The following is a 16,305-nucleotide window of genomic DNA, read 5'->3' as shown; positions in this document are numbered from 1 at the left end:
ACTACGGACAGGAAAGCGCAAGATCCGCGCGTGGGGCTGTTCTGCGCGCCAAGTGGTCTGATAAGTATGCGGCCGTGCCCCGGACTGACGCCCTGCCGCCCCCGTCGCCCACCGAAAGGTCCTCCGTGCCTCCGCGACCCGCCCGCATCACCGCCGTCGACACCTACGACATCCGGTTCCCCACCTCGCGCGAGCTCGACGGCTCCGACGCCATGAACCCCGACCCCGACTACTCGGCGGCCTACGTCGTCCTGCGCACCGACGCCGCCGACGGACACGAGGGGCACGGGTTCGCGTTCACCATCGGGCGGGGCAACGACGTCCAGGTCGCCGCGATCGAAGCGCTCCGCGGCCACCTCGTCGGACGGTCCGCCGACGAACTCTGCGCCGACCCCTCCGTCCTGAACCGCGCCCTGACCGGCGACAGCCAGCTGCGCTGGCTCGGACCCGAGAAGGGCGTGATGCACATGGCGATCGGGGCCGTCGTCAACGCCCTGTGGGACCTGGCCGCCAAACGCGCGGACAAGCCGCTGTGGCGGCTGCTCGCCGAGGCCGACCCCGCGTGGCTGGTCCGCCAGATCGACTTCCGCCACCTCACCGACGCCCTCACCCCCGAAGAGGCCCTCGCCCTCCTGCGCCGCGGCCGGGAGGGCGCCGGGGAGCGCACCGCCCTGCTGCTGGAGCGCGGCTACCCCGCCTACACCACCTCGCCCGGCTGGCTCGGCTACGACGACGGGAAACTCACCCGGCTCGCCGTGCAGGCGGTCGCCGACGGCTTCCGCCAGATCAAGCTCAAGGTCGGCGCCGACCTCGACGACGACCTGAGGCGCTGCCGGGCCGCCCGCGCGGCCGTCGGACCGGACGTGCGCATCGCGGTCGACGCCAACCAGCGCTGGGACGTGGACGAGGCGATCCGCTGGACCAGGGCCCTCGCCGGGTTCGACCCGTACTGGATCGAGGAGCCCACCAGCCCCGACGACATCCTCGGCCACGCGGCGATCCGCCGTGCCGTCGCCCCGGTGAAGGTGGCCACCGGCGAGCACGCGCAGAACAGGATCGTCTTCAAGCAGCTCCTCCAGGCCGGCGCCGTCGACATCGTCCAGATCGACGCGGCCCGCGTCGGCGGGGTCCCCGAGAACCTGGCGATCCTGCTGCTCGCCGCCAAGTACGGCGTCCCCGTGTGCCCGCACGCCGGCGGGGTCGGTCTGTGCGAACTCGTCCAGCACCTGTCGATGTTCGACTACGTGGCCCTGACCGGCACCACCGAGGACCGGGTCATCGAGTACGTCGACCATCTGCACGACCACTTCCTCGACCCGGTGGTGATCCGCGACGGCCACTACACGGCACCCCTCGCGCCCGGCTTCTCCGCCGCCATGCGGCCCGAGTCCCTGGCGCGCTACACCTATCCCGACGGCGGCTTCTGGGCCGCCGATCCGGACACGCAGAAGGAGAAGGAGCGGACCGCATGAGCGACTTCGAGGGCCTGACGGCCCTGGTGACCGGCGGCGCCTCCGGCATCGGCCGGGCCACGGCGGACCTCCTCGCGGAGCGCGGCGCCACCGTGGCCGTACTCGATCTCGACCCCTCGACGGTCGGCGCACCCCTCACCGGACACCGCGCCGACGTCACCGACGACGCCTCGGTGCGCGCGGCGGTGGCCGCCGCCGTCGACGGCCTGGGCGGCCTCGACGTACTGGTTAATAATGCCGGCGTCGGCGCCCGGGGAACCGTGGAGACCAACTCCGACGAGGAATGGCACCGCGTCTTCGACGTCAACGTCCTCGGCATGGTCCGCACCGCCCGCGCCTGCCTGCCGCACCTGCGCGCCTCCGCGCACGCGGCGATCGTCAACACCTGCTCCGTCGCCGCCACCGCAGGGCTGCCGCAGCGGGCCCTGTACAGCGCCACCAAGGGCGCCGTGCACTCCCTCACCCTCGCCATGGCCGCCGACCACGTCCACGAGGGCATCCGCGTCAACTGCGTCAACCCGGGCACCGTCGACACCCCCTGGATCGGCCGGCTGCTGGACGCGGCCGACGACCCGGCCGCCGAGCGTGCCGCCCTCGAGGCCCGCCAGCCCACCGGCCGCCTGGTCTCGGCCGCGGAGGTCGCCGGTGCCATCGCCTACCTGGCGAGCCCGCTGTCCGGCGCGACCACCGGCACGGCCCTCGCGGTCGACGGCGGCATGCAGGGACTGCGACCGCGCCCGGAGAGCCGGTGAACCGGCGACGGCTCGGCCGCAGCCGCGTCGAGGTCACCGCCCTGGCCTTCGGGGCCTCCGGCATCGGCAACCTGTACACCGAGGTCGGCGAGGAGGAGGCGTACGAGGCGGTACGGGCCGCCTGGCAGCGCGGCATCCGCTCCTTCGACACCGCCCCGCACTACGGCCTCGGCCTCGCCGAACGCCGCCTCGGCGCCGCCCTGCGCGAGCATCCGCGCGACGCGTTCACCGTGTCCACGAAGGTGGGCCGCCGCCTCGAACCCTCCCACGCCGGCGGCGACGACCTCGCCCACGGCTTCGCCGTCCCCGCCACCCACCGACGCGTCTGGGACTTCAGCGCCGACGGCGTGCGCCGCACCCTGGAGGCGAGCCTGGAACGCCTCGGCCTGGACCGGGTCGACACCGTCTACCTCCACGACCCCGACGACCACGCCGAACAGGCCTTCCGCGAGGGCTACCCGGCCCTGGAGAGGCTCCGCGCGGAGGGCGTCGTCGGGGCGATCGGCGCCGGCATGAACCAGACCGCGATGCTCACCCGCTTCGTCCGGGACACCGACGTCGACGTCGTCCTGTGCGCCGGCCGCCACACCCTGCTCGACCACAGCGCCCTGACCGACCTGCTGCCCGCCGCCCTGGAACACGGCACCTCCGTCGTCGTCGGCGGCGCCTTCAACTCCGGCCTGCTCGCGGACCCGAGGCCGGGGGCGACGTACGACTACGCCCCGGTCCCCGCCGGGTTGCTGGACCGCGCCCTGCGGCTGAAGGAGGCCGCCGAGCGGCACGGCACCACCCTGCGCGCCGCCGCCCTGGCCCACTGCGCCGCCCACCCGGCGGTCGCGAGCGTGCTGGTCGGCGCCCGCTCGGCCGCCGAGGTCCACGACTGCGCCGACCAGTTCGCGGCCCCGGTACCCGCCGCCCTCTGGCGGGAACTGCGCGCCACCGGCCTGCTGCCGCCCGGGGAGGAGCTGCCGTGACCGTCGACGCGCACCACCACGTCTGGGACCTGTCCGTCCGCGACCAGGACTGGCTCACCGGCCCCGGACTCCGGCCGCTACGGCGGGACTTCGGGCTGTCCGACCTCGCACCCGAGGCGAGCGCGGCCGGCGTCGGCCGCACCGTCCTGGTGCAGACCGTCACGGTCCCCGAGGAGACCCCCGAACTGCTGGCGCTCGCCGCGGCCCACGAGCTGGTCGCCGGGGTCGTCGGCTGGACCGACCTCACCCGCCCCGACGTCGCCGACGAGCTGGCCCGGCTGCGGGCGCTGCCCGGCGGGCGGTACCTGAAGGGCGTCCGCCACCAGGTGCAGGGCGAACCCGACCCCGGGTGGCTGCTGCGCCCGGACGTACGGCGCGGACTCGCCGCCGTGGCCGACGCCGGTCTGGTCTACGACCTCGTGGTCCTGCCGCACCAGCTGCCGGCCTGCGCGGCGGCGGCCGGGGCGCTGCCCCGGCTCACCTTCGTCCTGGACCACCTGGGCAAACCGCCCGTCGCCTCGGGCGCGCTCGAACCCTGGGCGTCCGACGTCCGCGCCCTGGCGGCGCTGCCCAACACGGTGTGCAAGCTCTCCGGCCTGGTCACCGAGGCCGACCGGGCCTCCTGGACCGTCGACGACCTGCGCCCGTACGCCGACGTCGTCCTGGACGCCTTCGGTCCCGGCCGGCTGATGTTCGGCTCGGACTGGCCGGTGTGCACCCTCGCGGCGGCGTACGGCGACGTCCTCGCCACCGCGCGGGCGCTGACCGGGAGCCTCGACGCCACCGGACGCCGTCAGCTCTTCGAGACCACCGCCACCCGCGTCTACGGTCTCTGAGCCGACCCCGTCAGCCGGGTCGGCGGCAGGAACTCCCGCACATACGTCCGCTCCCAGCACGCGCCCGTCTCCCGCAGCTCCCGCCACGTCGTGTAGCGGTAGCGGAAGAGGCGGGCGCGGATGTGCCGGGGCGGCGCGTCCGGAGGGAACGGGGAGCGGCGCAGCAGCCTCAGCGTGTCCCGGTCGCCCTCCAGTAGACGCTCCACCAGCGCGCCGAACCACGGCCCCGCGTACGCGGGCGACAGCGCGGCGAACCACATCAGCCAGTCGAGCCGCAGGTGGTACGGCGCGAACTGCCGCGGCCAGCGCCGCGGATCACCCGGCTTGCCCTTGAACTCGTACTCCCGCCAGTCGGAGTCCTTCCGGGGCACCTCGTCCGCCGTCCCCTCCACGACCACCTCGTACCGGACCCGGCTGACGCTGCCGAACGCCCCGTAGGTGTTGACCAGGTGCAGCGGGTCGAAGGAGCGGTTCATCACCTGGCGGCGGGAGAGCATGTTGCGGACCGGCCGGTAGGAGAGGCCGAGGAGCAGCGCGGACACCGCGAGGACGACCACCACGTACCACAGCGGCGCGCCGGACACCGCCGGCGGATCGGAGGGGAACGCGACCGCCGGCAGGGCCAGCACGATCGTGATCCAGTTCAGCCACGCGAAGTTGCCGGACAGCACCAGCCACAGCTGGGTGACGATCATCAGCGAGGCGGCCACCGAGGCCACCGGCTGCGGGGCGAACAGCAGGAACGGCACGACGAGCTGGGTGACGTGGTTCGCGGCCACCTCGACGCGGTGCAGCGGCTTCGGCAGACGGTGGAAGAACCAGCTCAGCGGCCCCGGCATCGGCTGGGTCTCGTGGTGGTGGTCCAGGCAGGTCAGCTTCCGCCAGCACTCGTCGCCGCGCATCTTGATCAGTCCCGCGCCGAACTCCACTCGGAGCAGGATCCACCGCAGCAGGAACAGCACCACGACCGGCGGCGCCACCTCGTCGTTGCCGAGGAACACGGCCAGGAAACCGACCTCGAGCAGCAGCGACTCCCAGCCGAACGAGTACCAGGTCTGCCCCACGTTGACGACCGACAGGTACAGCGCCCACGGCACCAGCCACAGCAGCATCCCGCCCCACAGCGGAAGCAGCGAGTCCAGCCCTGCAAGCAGCGCCGCCGACACCGCGCAGCCCGTCCAGGCGCACCCCGCGAAGAACCGGTCCGAGTAGTGCCAGTGGAACAGGCTCGGCGACCTCCGCAGCGGCACCCGCTCCACGAAACGCGGCACCGGCAGCATGCCCCGCTCCCCGATCAGCGCACGGAACTGCAGCGCCGCCGTCAGGAACGCGACCAGGTACAGCCCGGCCAGCGCCCGCTGGAAGACCAGCCGGCCCGTCCAGTACTCGGATGCGGTGAACCACTCCACGGCCGCGCTCCCTCCTGCCTCGTCCCACCGGGACATCCGTGACTCTCCGTATACCACCGGGCGGGCCGCGCAACCCGCGGGCGAGAGGCGCGCGGACGGTGCCCAGCGGTCGAAGAATCGGGCGAATCCTGGCAAGGTGGGCCCATGGCTGATCGGGGAGCGAACCCCCTGTCACTCCCGGACGACTGGCCGGACCACCCGGATCCGATCCTGGCGCTCAACCGCATGGGCAGCTTCGACTGGGACCTGGACGCCGGGGTGCTGCAGATGGACGCCCAGGCGCACGAGATCTTCGACCTGCGCCCCGACGAATACGACGACCGGCCCGAGTCCCTGGGGAGCCGGGTCCCCTCGGGCGAAGCCCTGCGCCTGGACACCGTGGTGTCGCAGGCGCTGAAGACGGGCAGCGAGAACTACGGCGCCTACTTCCGCGTCCGCCGCCGCGACGGCTCCCTGCGCTGGACCCACACCCAGGGCTACATCCGCCGGGACGAGAGCGGTCGGCCCCGCCGCATCATCGGCATCGTCCGGGACGCCACCCAGGAGCTCGGCGACAGCGAGGCCAGACGCGAACAGGCCGCCCAGGAGGACGACCGCCGCCGGCAGACCAACGTCGTCCAGCTCACCACCGCCGCCCTCGCCCACGCCCGCACCGTGCAGGACGTCATCGACGTCCTCAAGGACACCCACGGCCTCACCCATCTGGGTGCGACCAGTCTCGTGATGGGGCTGGTCGAGGCGGGCCGGATCCGGCTCATCGCCGAGGGACCCGAGGGCAGCCTCATACCGGGCACCGAGGTCACCGGGATCGAGGAGCCGTACCCGATGAGCGAGGCGGTGCGCACCCTCAGCCCGCGCTTCATCGACTCCCCGGAGGAGTTCGCCGAGCGCTATCCGCGGCTGTGGCAGGGCCTCACCGGCCTGGACATCACCTCGGCGGCCTACCTGCCGCTGATCGTCCAGGCCCACCCCATCGGCGCCATGGGCCTGCTCTACAGCGACCGGCGCGGCTTCTCCGCGGAGGAGCGCAACATCCTCGTCGCCCTGGGCAGCAGCATCTCCCAGAGCCTGCAGCGCGCGATGTTCTACGAGCAGGAGATGGACCTCGCCCAGGGGCTGCAGCAGGCCATGCTGCCGCGCACCATCCCCAGCGTGCCCGGCGCCGACCTCGCCGTGCGCTACCGGGCCGCCACCATCGGCGGCTCCCTCGGCCGGGACATCGGGGGCGACTGGTACGACCTGATCCCGCTGCCGGGCGACCGGGTGGGCGCCGTCATCGGCGACGTCCAGGGCCACGACACGCACGCCGCCGCCGTCATGGGCCAGCTGCGCATCGTGCTGCGCGCCTACGCGGCCGAGGGCCACCCGCCGGCCACCGTGATGGCCCGCGCCTCCGTCTTCCTGGACGAGCTCGACACCGACCGCTCCGCGACCTGCCTCTACGCCGAGGCCGACCTGTCCACCGGCGTGCTCCAGGTGGTCCGGGCCGGACACCTCGACCCGCTGGTGCGCCGCACCGACGGCTCCTGCCGGCGCGTCCCCGTCCCCGGCGGGCTGCCGCTCGGCCTGTCCGCGGAGTTCGGGCGGCTCGACTACCCGGTCGGCACGATGGAGCTCGACCCGGGCGACACCCTGCTGCTGTGCACCGACGGCCTGGTCGAGCAGCCCGGCGCCGACCTCGACGACGGCATGGAGAACCTCTCGGCGCTGGTCGCCGCCGGTCCCGACGACGTACGCGCCCTCGCCGACCGGCTCATCGACCTGGCCGGGGAACGCGGCGGCGGCGACGACGTGGCGCTGCTCCTGCTGCGCCGCCGTGCCCTGGACAGCGCGCGGCCCGGCGGGCGGCTCAGGCGGCGGGTCACGCCCGGCGAACCGGAGGCGCTCGCCGAGGCCCGGCGCGTGATCCGCACGGCGGTGGGCTCCTGGGGCGCGGCGGACCGGGCCGACGAGATAGAGCTGGTCGCCGACGAGATGATCACCAACGTGCTGATGCACACCGAGGGCTCCGCGGTCGTCACCCTGCGGGTCCTCGACGGCAGCGAGCGGCGCGTGCGGGTGGAGGTCGAGGACTCCTCCAGCGCCCTGCCGCGCCGCCGGGAGGCGGGCGAGTCGGGCGTCTCCGGACGGGGCCTGCTGCTGATCGAGACGCTCACGGACGTATGGGGCGTGGAGGCACGCGGCAGCGGCAAGTGCGTATGGAGCGAGTTCGTGATGGCGAAGGGCTCCGCCCGGGCCTGAGGCCCGCCCGGGCGCCGCGCACCGTGCCGCCCGTGGGGCCTCACCGGGGCTTCAGCGTCACCAGGTTCTCGCCCTCCGCCGTGCGCACCTCGTAGCGGGCGATGTCCTCGGGACGCATGGCGGAGCCGCCGAGCACGGTGTGGGGGCGGGCGTCGTGACGGGGCACGCTCCAGCTGGTCGCCGTCTCCTCGGAGCCGTCCCGGCCGACCACCACCAGTCGGCAGGTGCGGGGACCGGCACCGTCCTTGACCTCGATCTCCACGGCGCTGCCCCAGGCCTTGTCCTGAGTGGTCACCTGCGCCCACACCCCGGACCGTTCGTCGGTCGCCGCGACGCTCACGGCGCTCCCGCCGTCGTCCCGCGCCATCATCGCGACCGCCGGCGCGGACACCGCGGCCACCAGCGAGGCGGCCAGCGCCAGCAGCAGCCGGCGACGCCCCGCGCGGTTGCGGGCCGCCACCTGGGACAGCAGCCGGTCCAGCATCCTCGGGCCGGGCTCGGCCAGCGGGTGCACCAGCCGCGGGGTGGAACTCCGGTACAGCATCAACTGGCGTGCCGCAGGGCCGAATTCGGTCACCTGGACAGCGCACTGAGGGCACTCCATGAGGTGGTCCTCGAAGCGGAACGCATCCGCCTCGTCCAGCACGCCGAGCGCATAGGCGCCGACGTCGCGATGCCTCTCCAGGGACCTCATGCCGAATCCTCGTGCCGTTGGGTGCGGGTGGGGTTACTCCTTGCTCCCATCGGTACGCACCAGGCAGCCGAATCACTCAAGCCACGTGCCGAATCGTAACCAAGGGATTCGGAGCCGACCGGCCCGTGGATTGGCCGGATCGGCGAGGAACCTAGAAAAGATGGATGGCGAGGTGACCGAGCGGCAGCCCGAGCTGCCACGCCGGTGTCCACACCTTGGGTCCCTCGTCCTCACCGGTCACCGCGCCACCGCCAGGCACCGCGTTCAGGTCGGGCGCGAGCAGCTCCGTCTCCCGCAGCCAGCGCCAGGCCTCCCGGGCCAGCTCCAGGTCCGGGTCGGGAGTGCTCCGGCCGGCCGCGGCGGCGTCCGCGGACAGGTCCCGCAGGCGCCCCTGCACCCACTCCTGCCACGGCTGGTCGTACGCGGTCAGCGACAGCCAGTTCTCCAGCTGGGTGACCACCCGGATGCCGGACAGCTCGCCGTCGGTGTCGGACAGGAACACGGTCAGCGCCAGCGCGTCCCGCCCGGCGCGGAACTCGAAGGACGTCGGCGGCATCAGATCGCCGCTGCGCAGCAGTTCGTCGGCGATGTACTCGGCGTACAACCAGGCCATGGGGACGGTCAGTTCACCGTCGCCGGTGCCGTCCGTGCTCTTTGGACCTCTGTGCAGCATCCCTTCCTGCCTTCCTCCGGTGCGTGCGCGTCGCCCGAACCCGGGCCCCCGGTCCGGAACACGGATGAGGACAGCCGATTACCCAACCGGGTCGGTCGGCAAGGCGCTTTGCGAAGGCTTGACCCTGACTTCGGTTTCACCGCATGTCGGAGGCGTATCCGGGAAGCACCCGGCGCAGGGCGCGCAGCGCGTAGTACGCGCGGGACTTCACGGTACCGGGTGGGATCCCGAGGGCCGTCGCCGCTTCCGCCACACTCGACCCCTGGAAGTACACGAGCACCAGGACTTCACGGTGCTCCGGAGTGAGTGTCTTCACAGCCTCGCGGACGTCGAGCGCGGCCGCGGCCCGCTCGGCGTGGTCGGAGATCACCCGGGCGTTCTCCAGTACGGCGTCCCCGACCTCGGCCGGCCGGGCCTGCCGGGCCCGTCGCGCGTCGATGGCGAGCCGTCGTCCCACGGTGAGCAGCCAGGGCCGTACGGAGTCGAAGTTCTCGGCGCGCAGGGCCTCGGGGTGCTGCCAGGCGCGCACGAGGGTCTCCTGGACCAGGTCCTCCGCGCGCTGCCGGTCCCCGTCGCAGAGCCGGAGCAGCAGCGCGAAGAGGGGCCGGCCGTGCTCGCGCTGCAGTGCGGCGAGCTCGTGCTCGGCGGTCGTCCCGTTCATGAGTGTGGTTCCGGCCGTCATGGCCGTATGGCAGCGCACGGCGCGACGCGGGGACAGGGCGCGCACAGGAGCGTGCGGCGGACGGTCGATCGCGTCGACGAACGGTTCGACGAACGGTCGGGGCGGGTGTTCGCGCACGCCGGACGGGCTAAAGGGCGTGTCGGAACGACGACGGACGCAAGGTGACTTCTTACCTGTTTATCCATAAATACGACTACAGCGGGGTGGAGTGATGATCACACGCAGTCGACAGGTGGCCCTGGTCCTGACCGTCGTCCTCGCCGCGGGCGCCGCCTGCCAGGCCCGCGACCACCGACCGCCGGAACCGGGGCGTCCGGCCCCTTCCGTCGCGGGGCCCCGCGGCTTCACCCTGGTCGCCTCGGGGGACGTGCTGCCCCACGACTCGATCATCGAACGCGCCCGCTACGACGCGGGCGGCACCGGGTACGACTTCCGGCCGATGCTCTCCGGCGTCCGCTCCGTCGTCGACTCCGCCGATGTGGCGCTCTGCCACATGGAGACCGTGTACGGCACGGGCGGCGACTACACCGGCTACCCCCTCTTCAAGTCCCCGCCCGAGGTGGCCCGCGGCCTCGCCGCCACCGGGTACGACGGCTGCTCCACCGCCTCCAACCACTCCCTGGACGACGGCGTGGACGGCATCCGCCGCACCCTGGACGCCCTCGACCGGGCCGGTGTGCGCCACGCCGGCTCGGCGCGCACCGAGCGGGAGGCCCGCACGGCGACCGTGCTGCGCGCGGGCTCGGCGCGGATCGCCCACCTCGCCTACACCCACGACACCAACGGCCTCCCGCTGCCGCCGGACCAGCCCTGGGCCGTCAACCTCGTCGACGAGGCGCGGATCGTCGCCGACGCACGGGCCGCCCGCCGGGCCGGAGCCGATGTCGTCGTGGTCTCGCTGCACTGGGGCACCGAATGGCAGGAGGCCCCCGACGAGCGGCAGACCGCCCTCGCCCGCTCGCTCACCGCCTCGGCCACCGGGGGCCGCCCCGACGTCGACCTGATCCTCGGCACCCACGCCCACGTCCCGCAGGCCTACGAGAAGGTCAACGGCACCTGGGTGATCTACGGCATGGGTGACCAGATCGCCGGCGAGATGACCAACCGCGAGGGTGTCCAGGACCCGCGCGGCAACCAGTCCACCCTGGGCCGCTTCACCTTCGCCCCGCCGAAGCGCCCCGGCGGGCGCTGGGAGGTGACCCGGGCCGAGTTCGTCCCGCAGTTCTTCGACGTGGACGCGGGCCGGGTCGTCAACCTCAACCGGGCGCTCGCCCGGGGCGCCGAGGTGCAGTCCGTGCGCGACCGGATCCGGACCGTGGTGCTGAGCCGGGGCGCGGCGCAGGACGGGCTGGTGATGGGGGAGTGAGAACCGTCAGCCGAGGTCGACGTGGTCGAGTGCCGTCAGCAGTTCGCCCAGCACCCGCAGGCAGGCCGTCACGTCGGCGTCCGTGAGGCCGCCGCCGACCTCCCGCAGGAGCAGGTGTTCGCGCTCCAGGACGGCGGAGATCGCCGCGGCGCCCTTCTCGGTCGGGCGGATGAGCGACGACCGCCGGTGGGCGGGGTTCGGAACGGCCTCCACCAGGTCCTGCGCCGCGGCGTCGTTCACCATGCGCTGCACGAACTGGCGGCTGATCGCCTGGGCCCTGCCCATCTGGGGCACGGTCATCGGGCCGTTGCGGTGCAGCAGGGTCAGCACGGCACGTACGCCCACGGACAGGTCGTCGGCGGTCAGACCCTGCTCCACACTGCGCTGGGCACGCCGGTAGAGGGGGCCGACCAGGTCGTACACCTCGGTGAGGCGACGGCCGAGCTCGTCCGGGGGGAGGGGTGCGTCGATGTCTGTCACCTCACCATCATGACACCTGGGTTGCCAAACTCGAGTGAAGATGACACCTTGGTTGTCATGAATGGTGCTTCGGAACTGCGCTCCTTCCCCTCCTCTGACGGCGATCTCGCCTACCTCGACACCGGAGCGGGCGACCCGGTGGTCCTGCTGCACTCCGGCTTCACCGACCACCGGGTCTTCGACGCCCAGATCCCGGCCCTGGCCGCCGAGTACCGGGTGATCGCACCGGACGTCCGCGGCCACGGCGCCTCGGCCAACGCCACCGCGCCGTTCCGCTGGGCCGACGACCTCGCCGGGCTGCTGCGCCACCTGGACGCCGGTCCGGCCGTGCTCGTCGGTGTGTCGATGGGCGGCGCCATCGCCACCGACACGGTGCTGGAGTACCCGGAGCTGGTGCGCGCGGTGGTGGCCTGTGGCGCCGCCACCAGCGACTTCCGGTACACCGACCCCTGGGTCCGCCAGGTGCAGGCCGAACAGGCCGCGGCCCTGGGCGCGGGCGACGTGGAGGGCTGGCTCACCGCGTTCCTGCGCTACGTGCCCGGCGAGCACCGCACCGCCGCCGACATCGACCCGGACATCCCGGGCCGGCTGCGCGAGATGGCCCTGGGCACTCTCGCCAAGCACACCCCGGACGAGGAGGACCACCACGTGCCCATGACCGACACCTGGGCCCGCGTTCCGGGGATCGACGTTCCGGTCCTCACCGTCAACGGTGCCCTCGACGCCCCCGACCTGATCGCCGAGGCGGAACGGTTCGCCGGTGCCGTCCGCAACGGCCGCTCCGTGCTCATCGACGGCACCGCGCACTACCCCAACCTGGAGCGGCCCGAGGAGCTGAACAAGATCCTCCTGGACTTCCTCCGCTCCCTCTAATCCCGCTGACGGCGCGCCAGCTCCGAACGCCGGTAGGAGTAGCCGAAGTAGACCACCAGCCCGATCGCGAACCACACGGCGAACCGCGCCCAGGTCTGCCACTGCAGGAACGTGATCAGCCAGACGGAGAAGACCACGCCCACCGCCGGCACCACCGGCATCCACGGCGTGCGGAAGGTGCGCGGCAGGTCGGGCTGCCGGTAGCGCAGCACGATCACCGCCGTGCACACCACCACGAACGCCAGCAGGATCCCGATGTTGGTCAGCTCGGCCGCCTCGCCGATCGGCAGGAACCCGGCGATGGCGGCCGATCCCACCCCGACGATCCAGGTGACCCGCGTGGGCACGTGCCGCGTCGGGTGGGTCTTGGCGAACCAGCGGGGCAGCAGCCCGTCCCGCGACATGGCGAACCAGACACGCGTCACGCCCAGCATGAACGTGAACATCACCGTGAGGATGCCGATGATGGCGCCCACCGCGATCACGTCCGCGAGCCCGCTCAGCCCCACCGACTCGAACGCCGTGGAGAAGCCGCTCTCGGGGTCGATGTCCCTGTGGTCCTGCATGCCCGTCAGCACCAGGCAGGCCGCCACGTACAGGACCATCGAGATCACCAGCGAGTAGATGATCGCCTTCGGCATGTGCCGCTGCGCGTCCTTGGACTCCTCGGCCGCCGTCGACATCGCGTCGTAGCCGAACACCGCGAAGAACACCGTCGCCGCACCGGTGAACGCGCCGCCCACCCCGTACGGGAAGAACGGGTCGTAGTTCGCCGTGTCGATGTGGAAGACGCCGACCGCGATCACCAGCAGCACGACCAGCACCTTCAGCACCACGACCACCGTCTCGAACCGGGCCGCGTTCTTGATGCCCTGGTTCAGCAGGAAGGCGATGAGCAGGCACAGCAGCGCCGCGAACAGGTCGATGCGGTGACCGTCGCCGGTGCCGGGCGCGCCCAGCATCCAGTTCGGCAGGTCCGCGCCCATCGAGTCCACCAGGAAGCTGAAGTAGCCGGAGATGCCGATCGCGACCACCGCCACGATCGCGGTGTACTCCAGCAGCAGGTCCCAGCCGATGAACCAGCCGGCCAGCTCGCCGAGCACCGCGTACCCGTAGGTGTAGGCCGAGCCGGCCTTCGGGATCAGGCCCGCGAACTCCGCGTACGACAGCGCGGCGGCGGCGCTGGCGACACCGGCGATGAGGAACGAGAGCAGCACCGCGGGGCCGGCCGTGCCGTTGGCGACCGTTCCCGCGAGGGTGAAGATGCCGGCACCGATGATGCCGCCCACGCCGATCGCGGTGAGCTGCCACAGGCCGAGGGTGCGCTCCAGGCGGGTTCCCTCGCCGACTTCCGTCGCCTCGATGTGTTCGATGGGTTTGCGGCGGAGAATCCCCTCACCCATTCGGAGCCGGGCCATGCGTCTCACCTCTTCGCGTTCTGCAAACGGCTGACGGCGAATCATGATGCCCCCGGCACGCCTCCGGCAGAAGACACCACGCACACCGCGGGCACACCCGTACGGGACTACGGCACCACCGTCACCGGCCACCGCCCGGCCCTCACCAGCCGCACCGCGGCCGAGCCGATGATCCGGTGTCCCGCCTGCTCCGAGGCGCCCACCACCACGGCGTCCGCCTTCACCGGTCCGCTGCAGGGGTCGCCGCGGAAGGTGTGGAACTCCCAGCGGATGTCGAAGACGCCCTTGAGCCGCTCCATCGCGTCCCTGACCTGCGCCACCAGGTCCTCGGATCTCCTCGGCCGTGTCCGCCACCGGCGCGCCGAGCGCCGCTCCCGCGGCCGGCTGCACGTACACGAGGGCGAGCGGCGCGCCCTGACGCCGGGCCGGGCCGGAGGCGTACGCCGCCGCGCGCAGCGAGGAGTCGGAGCCGTCCACACCGGCCATGATCACCTTCGGGCCGTCCATGCCCCGCTCGAACCGAGGGGACCGCTGTTCCGTCACGGTGGCGAGGCCGACGGAGTCCGGCGTCCGGCCCCCACGCGTCCCTCGCCCCACCCTGCGCCGACCGGGTGAAGTCGTGCCGCCACACCGGTGGCGCTGAGGTGCGTCGGTCCTCGGCGGGGCGACTGATGAGTCATGCAGAATGATCAGTCGCCGACCCGGCGCCGGGCACTGCTCGCCGGTGCCGTCTCCCTGGGCGCCGCCGGTGCGGCCGCGGTGTTCGCGCCGGGCGCCGGGAAGCGTGCCGCGTCCACGCCGCCGCCGGCCGCCGGCGCCCGGGCGGCCCGCCGCCCGCTCGGGCCCTCCGAGTACCGGCTGAGGCCCCTGGTCGGCCACGGCCCGCCGCGCACCCCACGCGGCAGGACGCCGGTACGGCGCGAACCGCTGCTGCGCGTGCCCGGACACGGCCGCACCATGGTGCTGAGCTTCGACGACGGACCCGACCCCCGCTACACCCCGCACATCCTCGACACCCTGGCCCGGTACGAGGTGCGGGCGATGTTCTTCGTGTGCGGGGAGATGGCGGTCGGCAACCAGGACCTGCTGGCCCGGATGGCCGACGAGGGGCACGTGGTCGGCAACCACACCTGGACCCACCCCCTGCTCACCCGGCTGCGGCGCGCCCGGATCCGCTCCGAGATGGAACGCACCAGCGACGTCATCGAGAAGGCCTGCGGCGAGCGCCCCGAGTGGTTCCGCGCACCCTACGGCGCCTGGAACCGCGCCGCCTTCCAGCTCGGTGCCGAGCTGGGCATGGAATCGCTGGCCTGGACGGTGGACACCCTCGACTGGACCGAGCCCGGTACCCGCACCATCGTCGAGCGGGTGGAGGACGGCGCCGCCCCCGGCGTCGTGGTGCTCTCGCACGACGCCGGGGGCGACCGCTCGCAGAGCGTGCGGGCCCTGCGCGCCTATCTGCCCGGACTGCTGGACGCCGGGTACCACGTCACCGTGCCCCGTCGGCAGTACGTCTGAGCGGGTCCCGTCCGGACGCGGGGCCGCTCAGCGGACCTCGGCCAGGCGGGCGAAGGCGACCACGTTCCCGTCGTAGCCGTTCTGCTGGGAGAAACCGCCACCGCAGGTGATGACCCGCAGCTCCGCGGTCCCCTTGGAGGCGTAGACCCGGTCGCCGGGGAAGTTGTTCTTCGCGAAGACCTCGATGCCGTAGATCTCGAACACGGCGGTCTTCCCGTCCTTGCGGGTGATCTCGACGCGGTTTCCCTTCTTCAGCGCCCCGAGCCCGTAGAACACGGCCGGTCCCTGCGCGTTGTCGACATGGCCGACGACGACCGCCGTGCCCTTCTCGCCCGGTGAGACGGCGCCGGTGAACCAGCCCGCCAGATTGGGGTCCTGGGGCGGCGGCGCGTCCACCCAGCCCGCCGCGTCCAGGCCCACCGGAATGACGGGCGCGTCCACCTGGATCCCCGGGATCACGACCCGGTCCGGGATCGCGTACGGCAGCGGTTGCACCGCCGCGGCCGTGGCGGGAGCGGGCATCCGGCTGTCGGCGGCGGCCGCGGCGGCCGGCTGCGGCGGGCCCTCGTCGAATTCCCCCGAACCGTTCCGGATGAGCGCGAGGCCGGTGAGCAGAACCAGCGCTATCACGCCCCAGGGGGCGCGCTTTTTCCGCCGCGCCTCCCATTCGGCTTCGTCCGGCTCGAAAGCAGACATTCGCCTTCCCCTCTCGACACAGCCGTCGCCGTACCACTCGCGCATGAGGAAAACGCTAAATGCCGCGTGCGCAACCGGCGACGGGGCGGCGGCGAACGGGTGGCCCCGGGGCGGCCGGGTGCGCCATTCGAGGAGGTACCGGACGAAGATTTTCTGACGGTCCGTGACCTGCGGCGATATACCCTCTCGCGGTTTTCCGCGCGGGGTTCGCCTCACCGGTA

Annotated in this window: 15 protein-coding genes and 1 pseudogene; 8 read left to right on the top strand and 8 right to left on the bottom strand. The window is 72.8% G+C overall.

The features are described 5' to 3' along the window. Positions 1–125 precede the first annotated feature (125 nt). The 4 genes from AB0A94_RS11570 to AB0A94_RS11555 are packed head-to-tail and all read left to right on the top strand — an operon-like array spanning position 126 to position 4,034. Positions 126–1,472 carry an enolase C-terminal domain-like protein gene (locus tag AB0A94_RS11570; protein WP_361742414.1) on the top strand — a complete coding sequence of 449 codons (1,347 nt, stop codon included), beginning with the start codon at positions 126–128 and terminating at the stop codon, positions 1,470–1,472. After that, positions 1,469–2,224: an SDR family oxidoreductase gene (locus AB0A94_RS11565; protein ID WP_361742411.1), complete on the top strand. Its 756-nt coding sequence runs from the start codon at positions 1,469–1,471 to the stop codon at positions 2,222–2,224. Before AB0A94_RS11570 ends, AB0A94_RS11565 begins: the two co-directional genes overlap by 4 nt. Continuing rightward, positions 2,221–3,198, top strand: a complete 978-nt coding sequence (locus AB0A94_RS11560; protein ID WP_361742408.1) for an aldo/keto reductase — start codon at positions 2,221–2,223, stop codon at positions 3,196–3,198. Before AB0A94_RS11565 ends, AB0A94_RS11560 begins: the two co-directional genes overlap by 4 nt. After that, positions 3,195–4,034: an amidohydrolase family protein gene (locus AB0A94_RS11555; RefSeq protein ID WP_361742405.1), complete on the top strand. Its 840-nt coding sequence runs from the start codon at positions 3,195–3,197 to the stop codon at positions 4,032–4,034. Before AB0A94_RS11560 ends, AB0A94_RS11555 begins: the two co-directional genes overlap by 4 nt. On the opposite strand, the gene AB0A94_RS11550 is transcribed toward AB0A94_RS11555, so the two are convergent. After that, positions 4,022–5,443: a lipase maturation factor family protein gene (locus AB0A94_RS11550; RefSeq protein WP_361742657.1), complete on the bottom strand. Its 1,422-nt coding sequence runs from the start codon at positions 5,441–5,443 to the stop codon at positions 4,022–4,024. The two genes, AB0A94_RS11555 and AB0A94_RS11550, sit on opposite strands and share 13 nt — an antisense overlap. A gap of 144 nt (positions 5,444–5,587) precedes the next feature. On the opposite strand from AB0A94_RS11550, the gene AB0A94_RS11545 reads away from it, so the two are divergent. Then, positions 5,588–7,684, top strand: a complete 2,097-nt coding sequence (locus tag AB0A94_RS11545) for a SpoIIE family protein phosphatase (protein WP_361742402.1) — start codon at positions 5,588–5,590, stop codon at positions 7,682–7,684. 40 nt (positions 7,685–7,724) lie between these two features. Here the strand turns inward: AB0A94_RS11545 and AB0A94_RS11540 are convergent, their stop codons facing one another. From AB0A94_RS11540 to AB0A94_RS11530, 3 genes are all read right to left on the bottom strand, one after another. Further along, complete coding sequence (locus AB0A94_RS11540; RefSeq protein WP_361742399.1) at positions 7,725–8,378, bottom strand: zf-HC2 domain-containing protein; 654 nt, start codon at positions 8,376–8,378, stop codon at positions 7,725–7,727. Between the two features lie 151 nt (positions 8,379–8,529). Then, complete coding sequence (locus tag AB0A94_RS11535; RefSeq protein ID WP_361742396.1) at positions 8,530–9,051, bottom strand: hypothetical protein; 522 nt, start codon at positions 9,049–9,051, stop codon at positions 8,530–8,532. A gap of 136 nt (positions 9,052–9,187) precedes the next feature. Further along, positions 9,188–9,733: a sigma-70 family RNA polymerase sigma factor gene (locus tag AB0A94_RS11530; RefSeq protein ID WP_361742393.1), complete on the bottom strand. Its 546-nt coding sequence runs from the start codon at positions 9,731–9,733 to the stop codon at positions 9,188–9,190. 211 nt (positions 9,734–9,944) lie between these two features. Here AB0A94_RS11530 and AB0A94_RS11525 point away from each other — a divergent pair, with 211 nt between their 5' ends. Then, a complete protein-coding gene (locus AB0A94_RS11525) occupies positions 9,945–11,099 on the top strand; it encodes a CapA family protein (protein ID WP_361742390.1) in 1,155 nt (384 codons plus the stop codon). Positions 11,100–11,105: 6 nt separating this feature from the next. Here AB0A94_RS11525 and AB0A94_RS11520 read toward each other — a convergent pair whose 3' ends face one another. Continuing rightward, positions 11,106–11,579, bottom strand: coding sequence for a MarR family transcriptional regulator (locus AB0A94_RS11520; protein WP_361742387.1), 474 nt, complete (start codon positions 11,577–11,579; stop codon positions 11,106–11,108). A 57-nt stretch (positions 11,580–11,636) separates the two neighbouring features. Here AB0A94_RS11520 and AB0A94_RS11515 point away from each other — a divergent pair, with 57 nt between their 5' ends. Beyond that, entirely contained in the window at positions 11,637–12,452 is an 816-nt protein-coding gene (locus tag AB0A94_RS11515) for an alpha/beta hydrolase (protein WP_361742384.1), read from the top strand. Here the strand turns inward: AB0A94_RS11515 and AB0A94_RS11510 are convergent. Together AB0A94_RS11510 and AB0A94_RS11505 are read right to left on the bottom strand one after the other, a co-directional pair. Next, complete coding sequence (locus tag AB0A94_RS11510) at positions 12,449–13,870, bottom strand: amino acid permease (RefSeq protein ID WP_361742381.1); 1,422 nt, start codon at positions 13,868–13,870, stop codon at positions 12,449–12,451. The genes AB0A94_RS11515 and AB0A94_RS11510 overlap by 4 nt on opposite strands. A 107-nt stretch (positions 13,871–13,977) precedes the next feature. After that, positions 13,978–14,413: pseudogene (locus AB0A94_RS11505) on the bottom strand (universal stress protein). Positions 14,414–14,548: 135 nt separating this feature from the next. Here AB0A94_RS11505 and AB0A94_RS11500 point away from each other — a divergent pair. Continuing rightward, positions 14,549–15,388 carry a polysaccharide deacetylase family protein gene (locus tag AB0A94_RS11500; protein WP_361742378.1) on the top strand — a complete coding sequence of 280 codons (840 nt, stop codon included), beginning with the start codon at positions 14,549–14,551 and terminating at the stop codon, positions 15,386–15,388. Positions 15,389–15,415: 27 nt separating this feature from the next. Here the strand turns inward: AB0A94_RS11500 and AB0A94_RS11495 are convergent, their stop codons facing one another. Next, positions 15,416–16,084, bottom strand: coding sequence for a class F sortase (locus tag AB0A94_RS11495; RefSeq protein ID WP_361742375.1), 669 nt, complete (start codon positions 16,082–16,084; stop codon positions 15,416–15,418). Positions 16,085–16,305: the final 221 nt, after the last annotated feature.

Source organism: Streptomyces sp. NPDC044984 (assembly GCF_040646935.1).
Taxonomy (GTDB): domain Bacteria; phylum Actinomycetota; class Actinomycetes; order Streptomycetales; family Streptomycetaceae; genus Streptomyces.
Note: the sequence above shows the minus strand (reverse complement) of the source record. Positions and strands in the feature narration are given on the sequence as shown.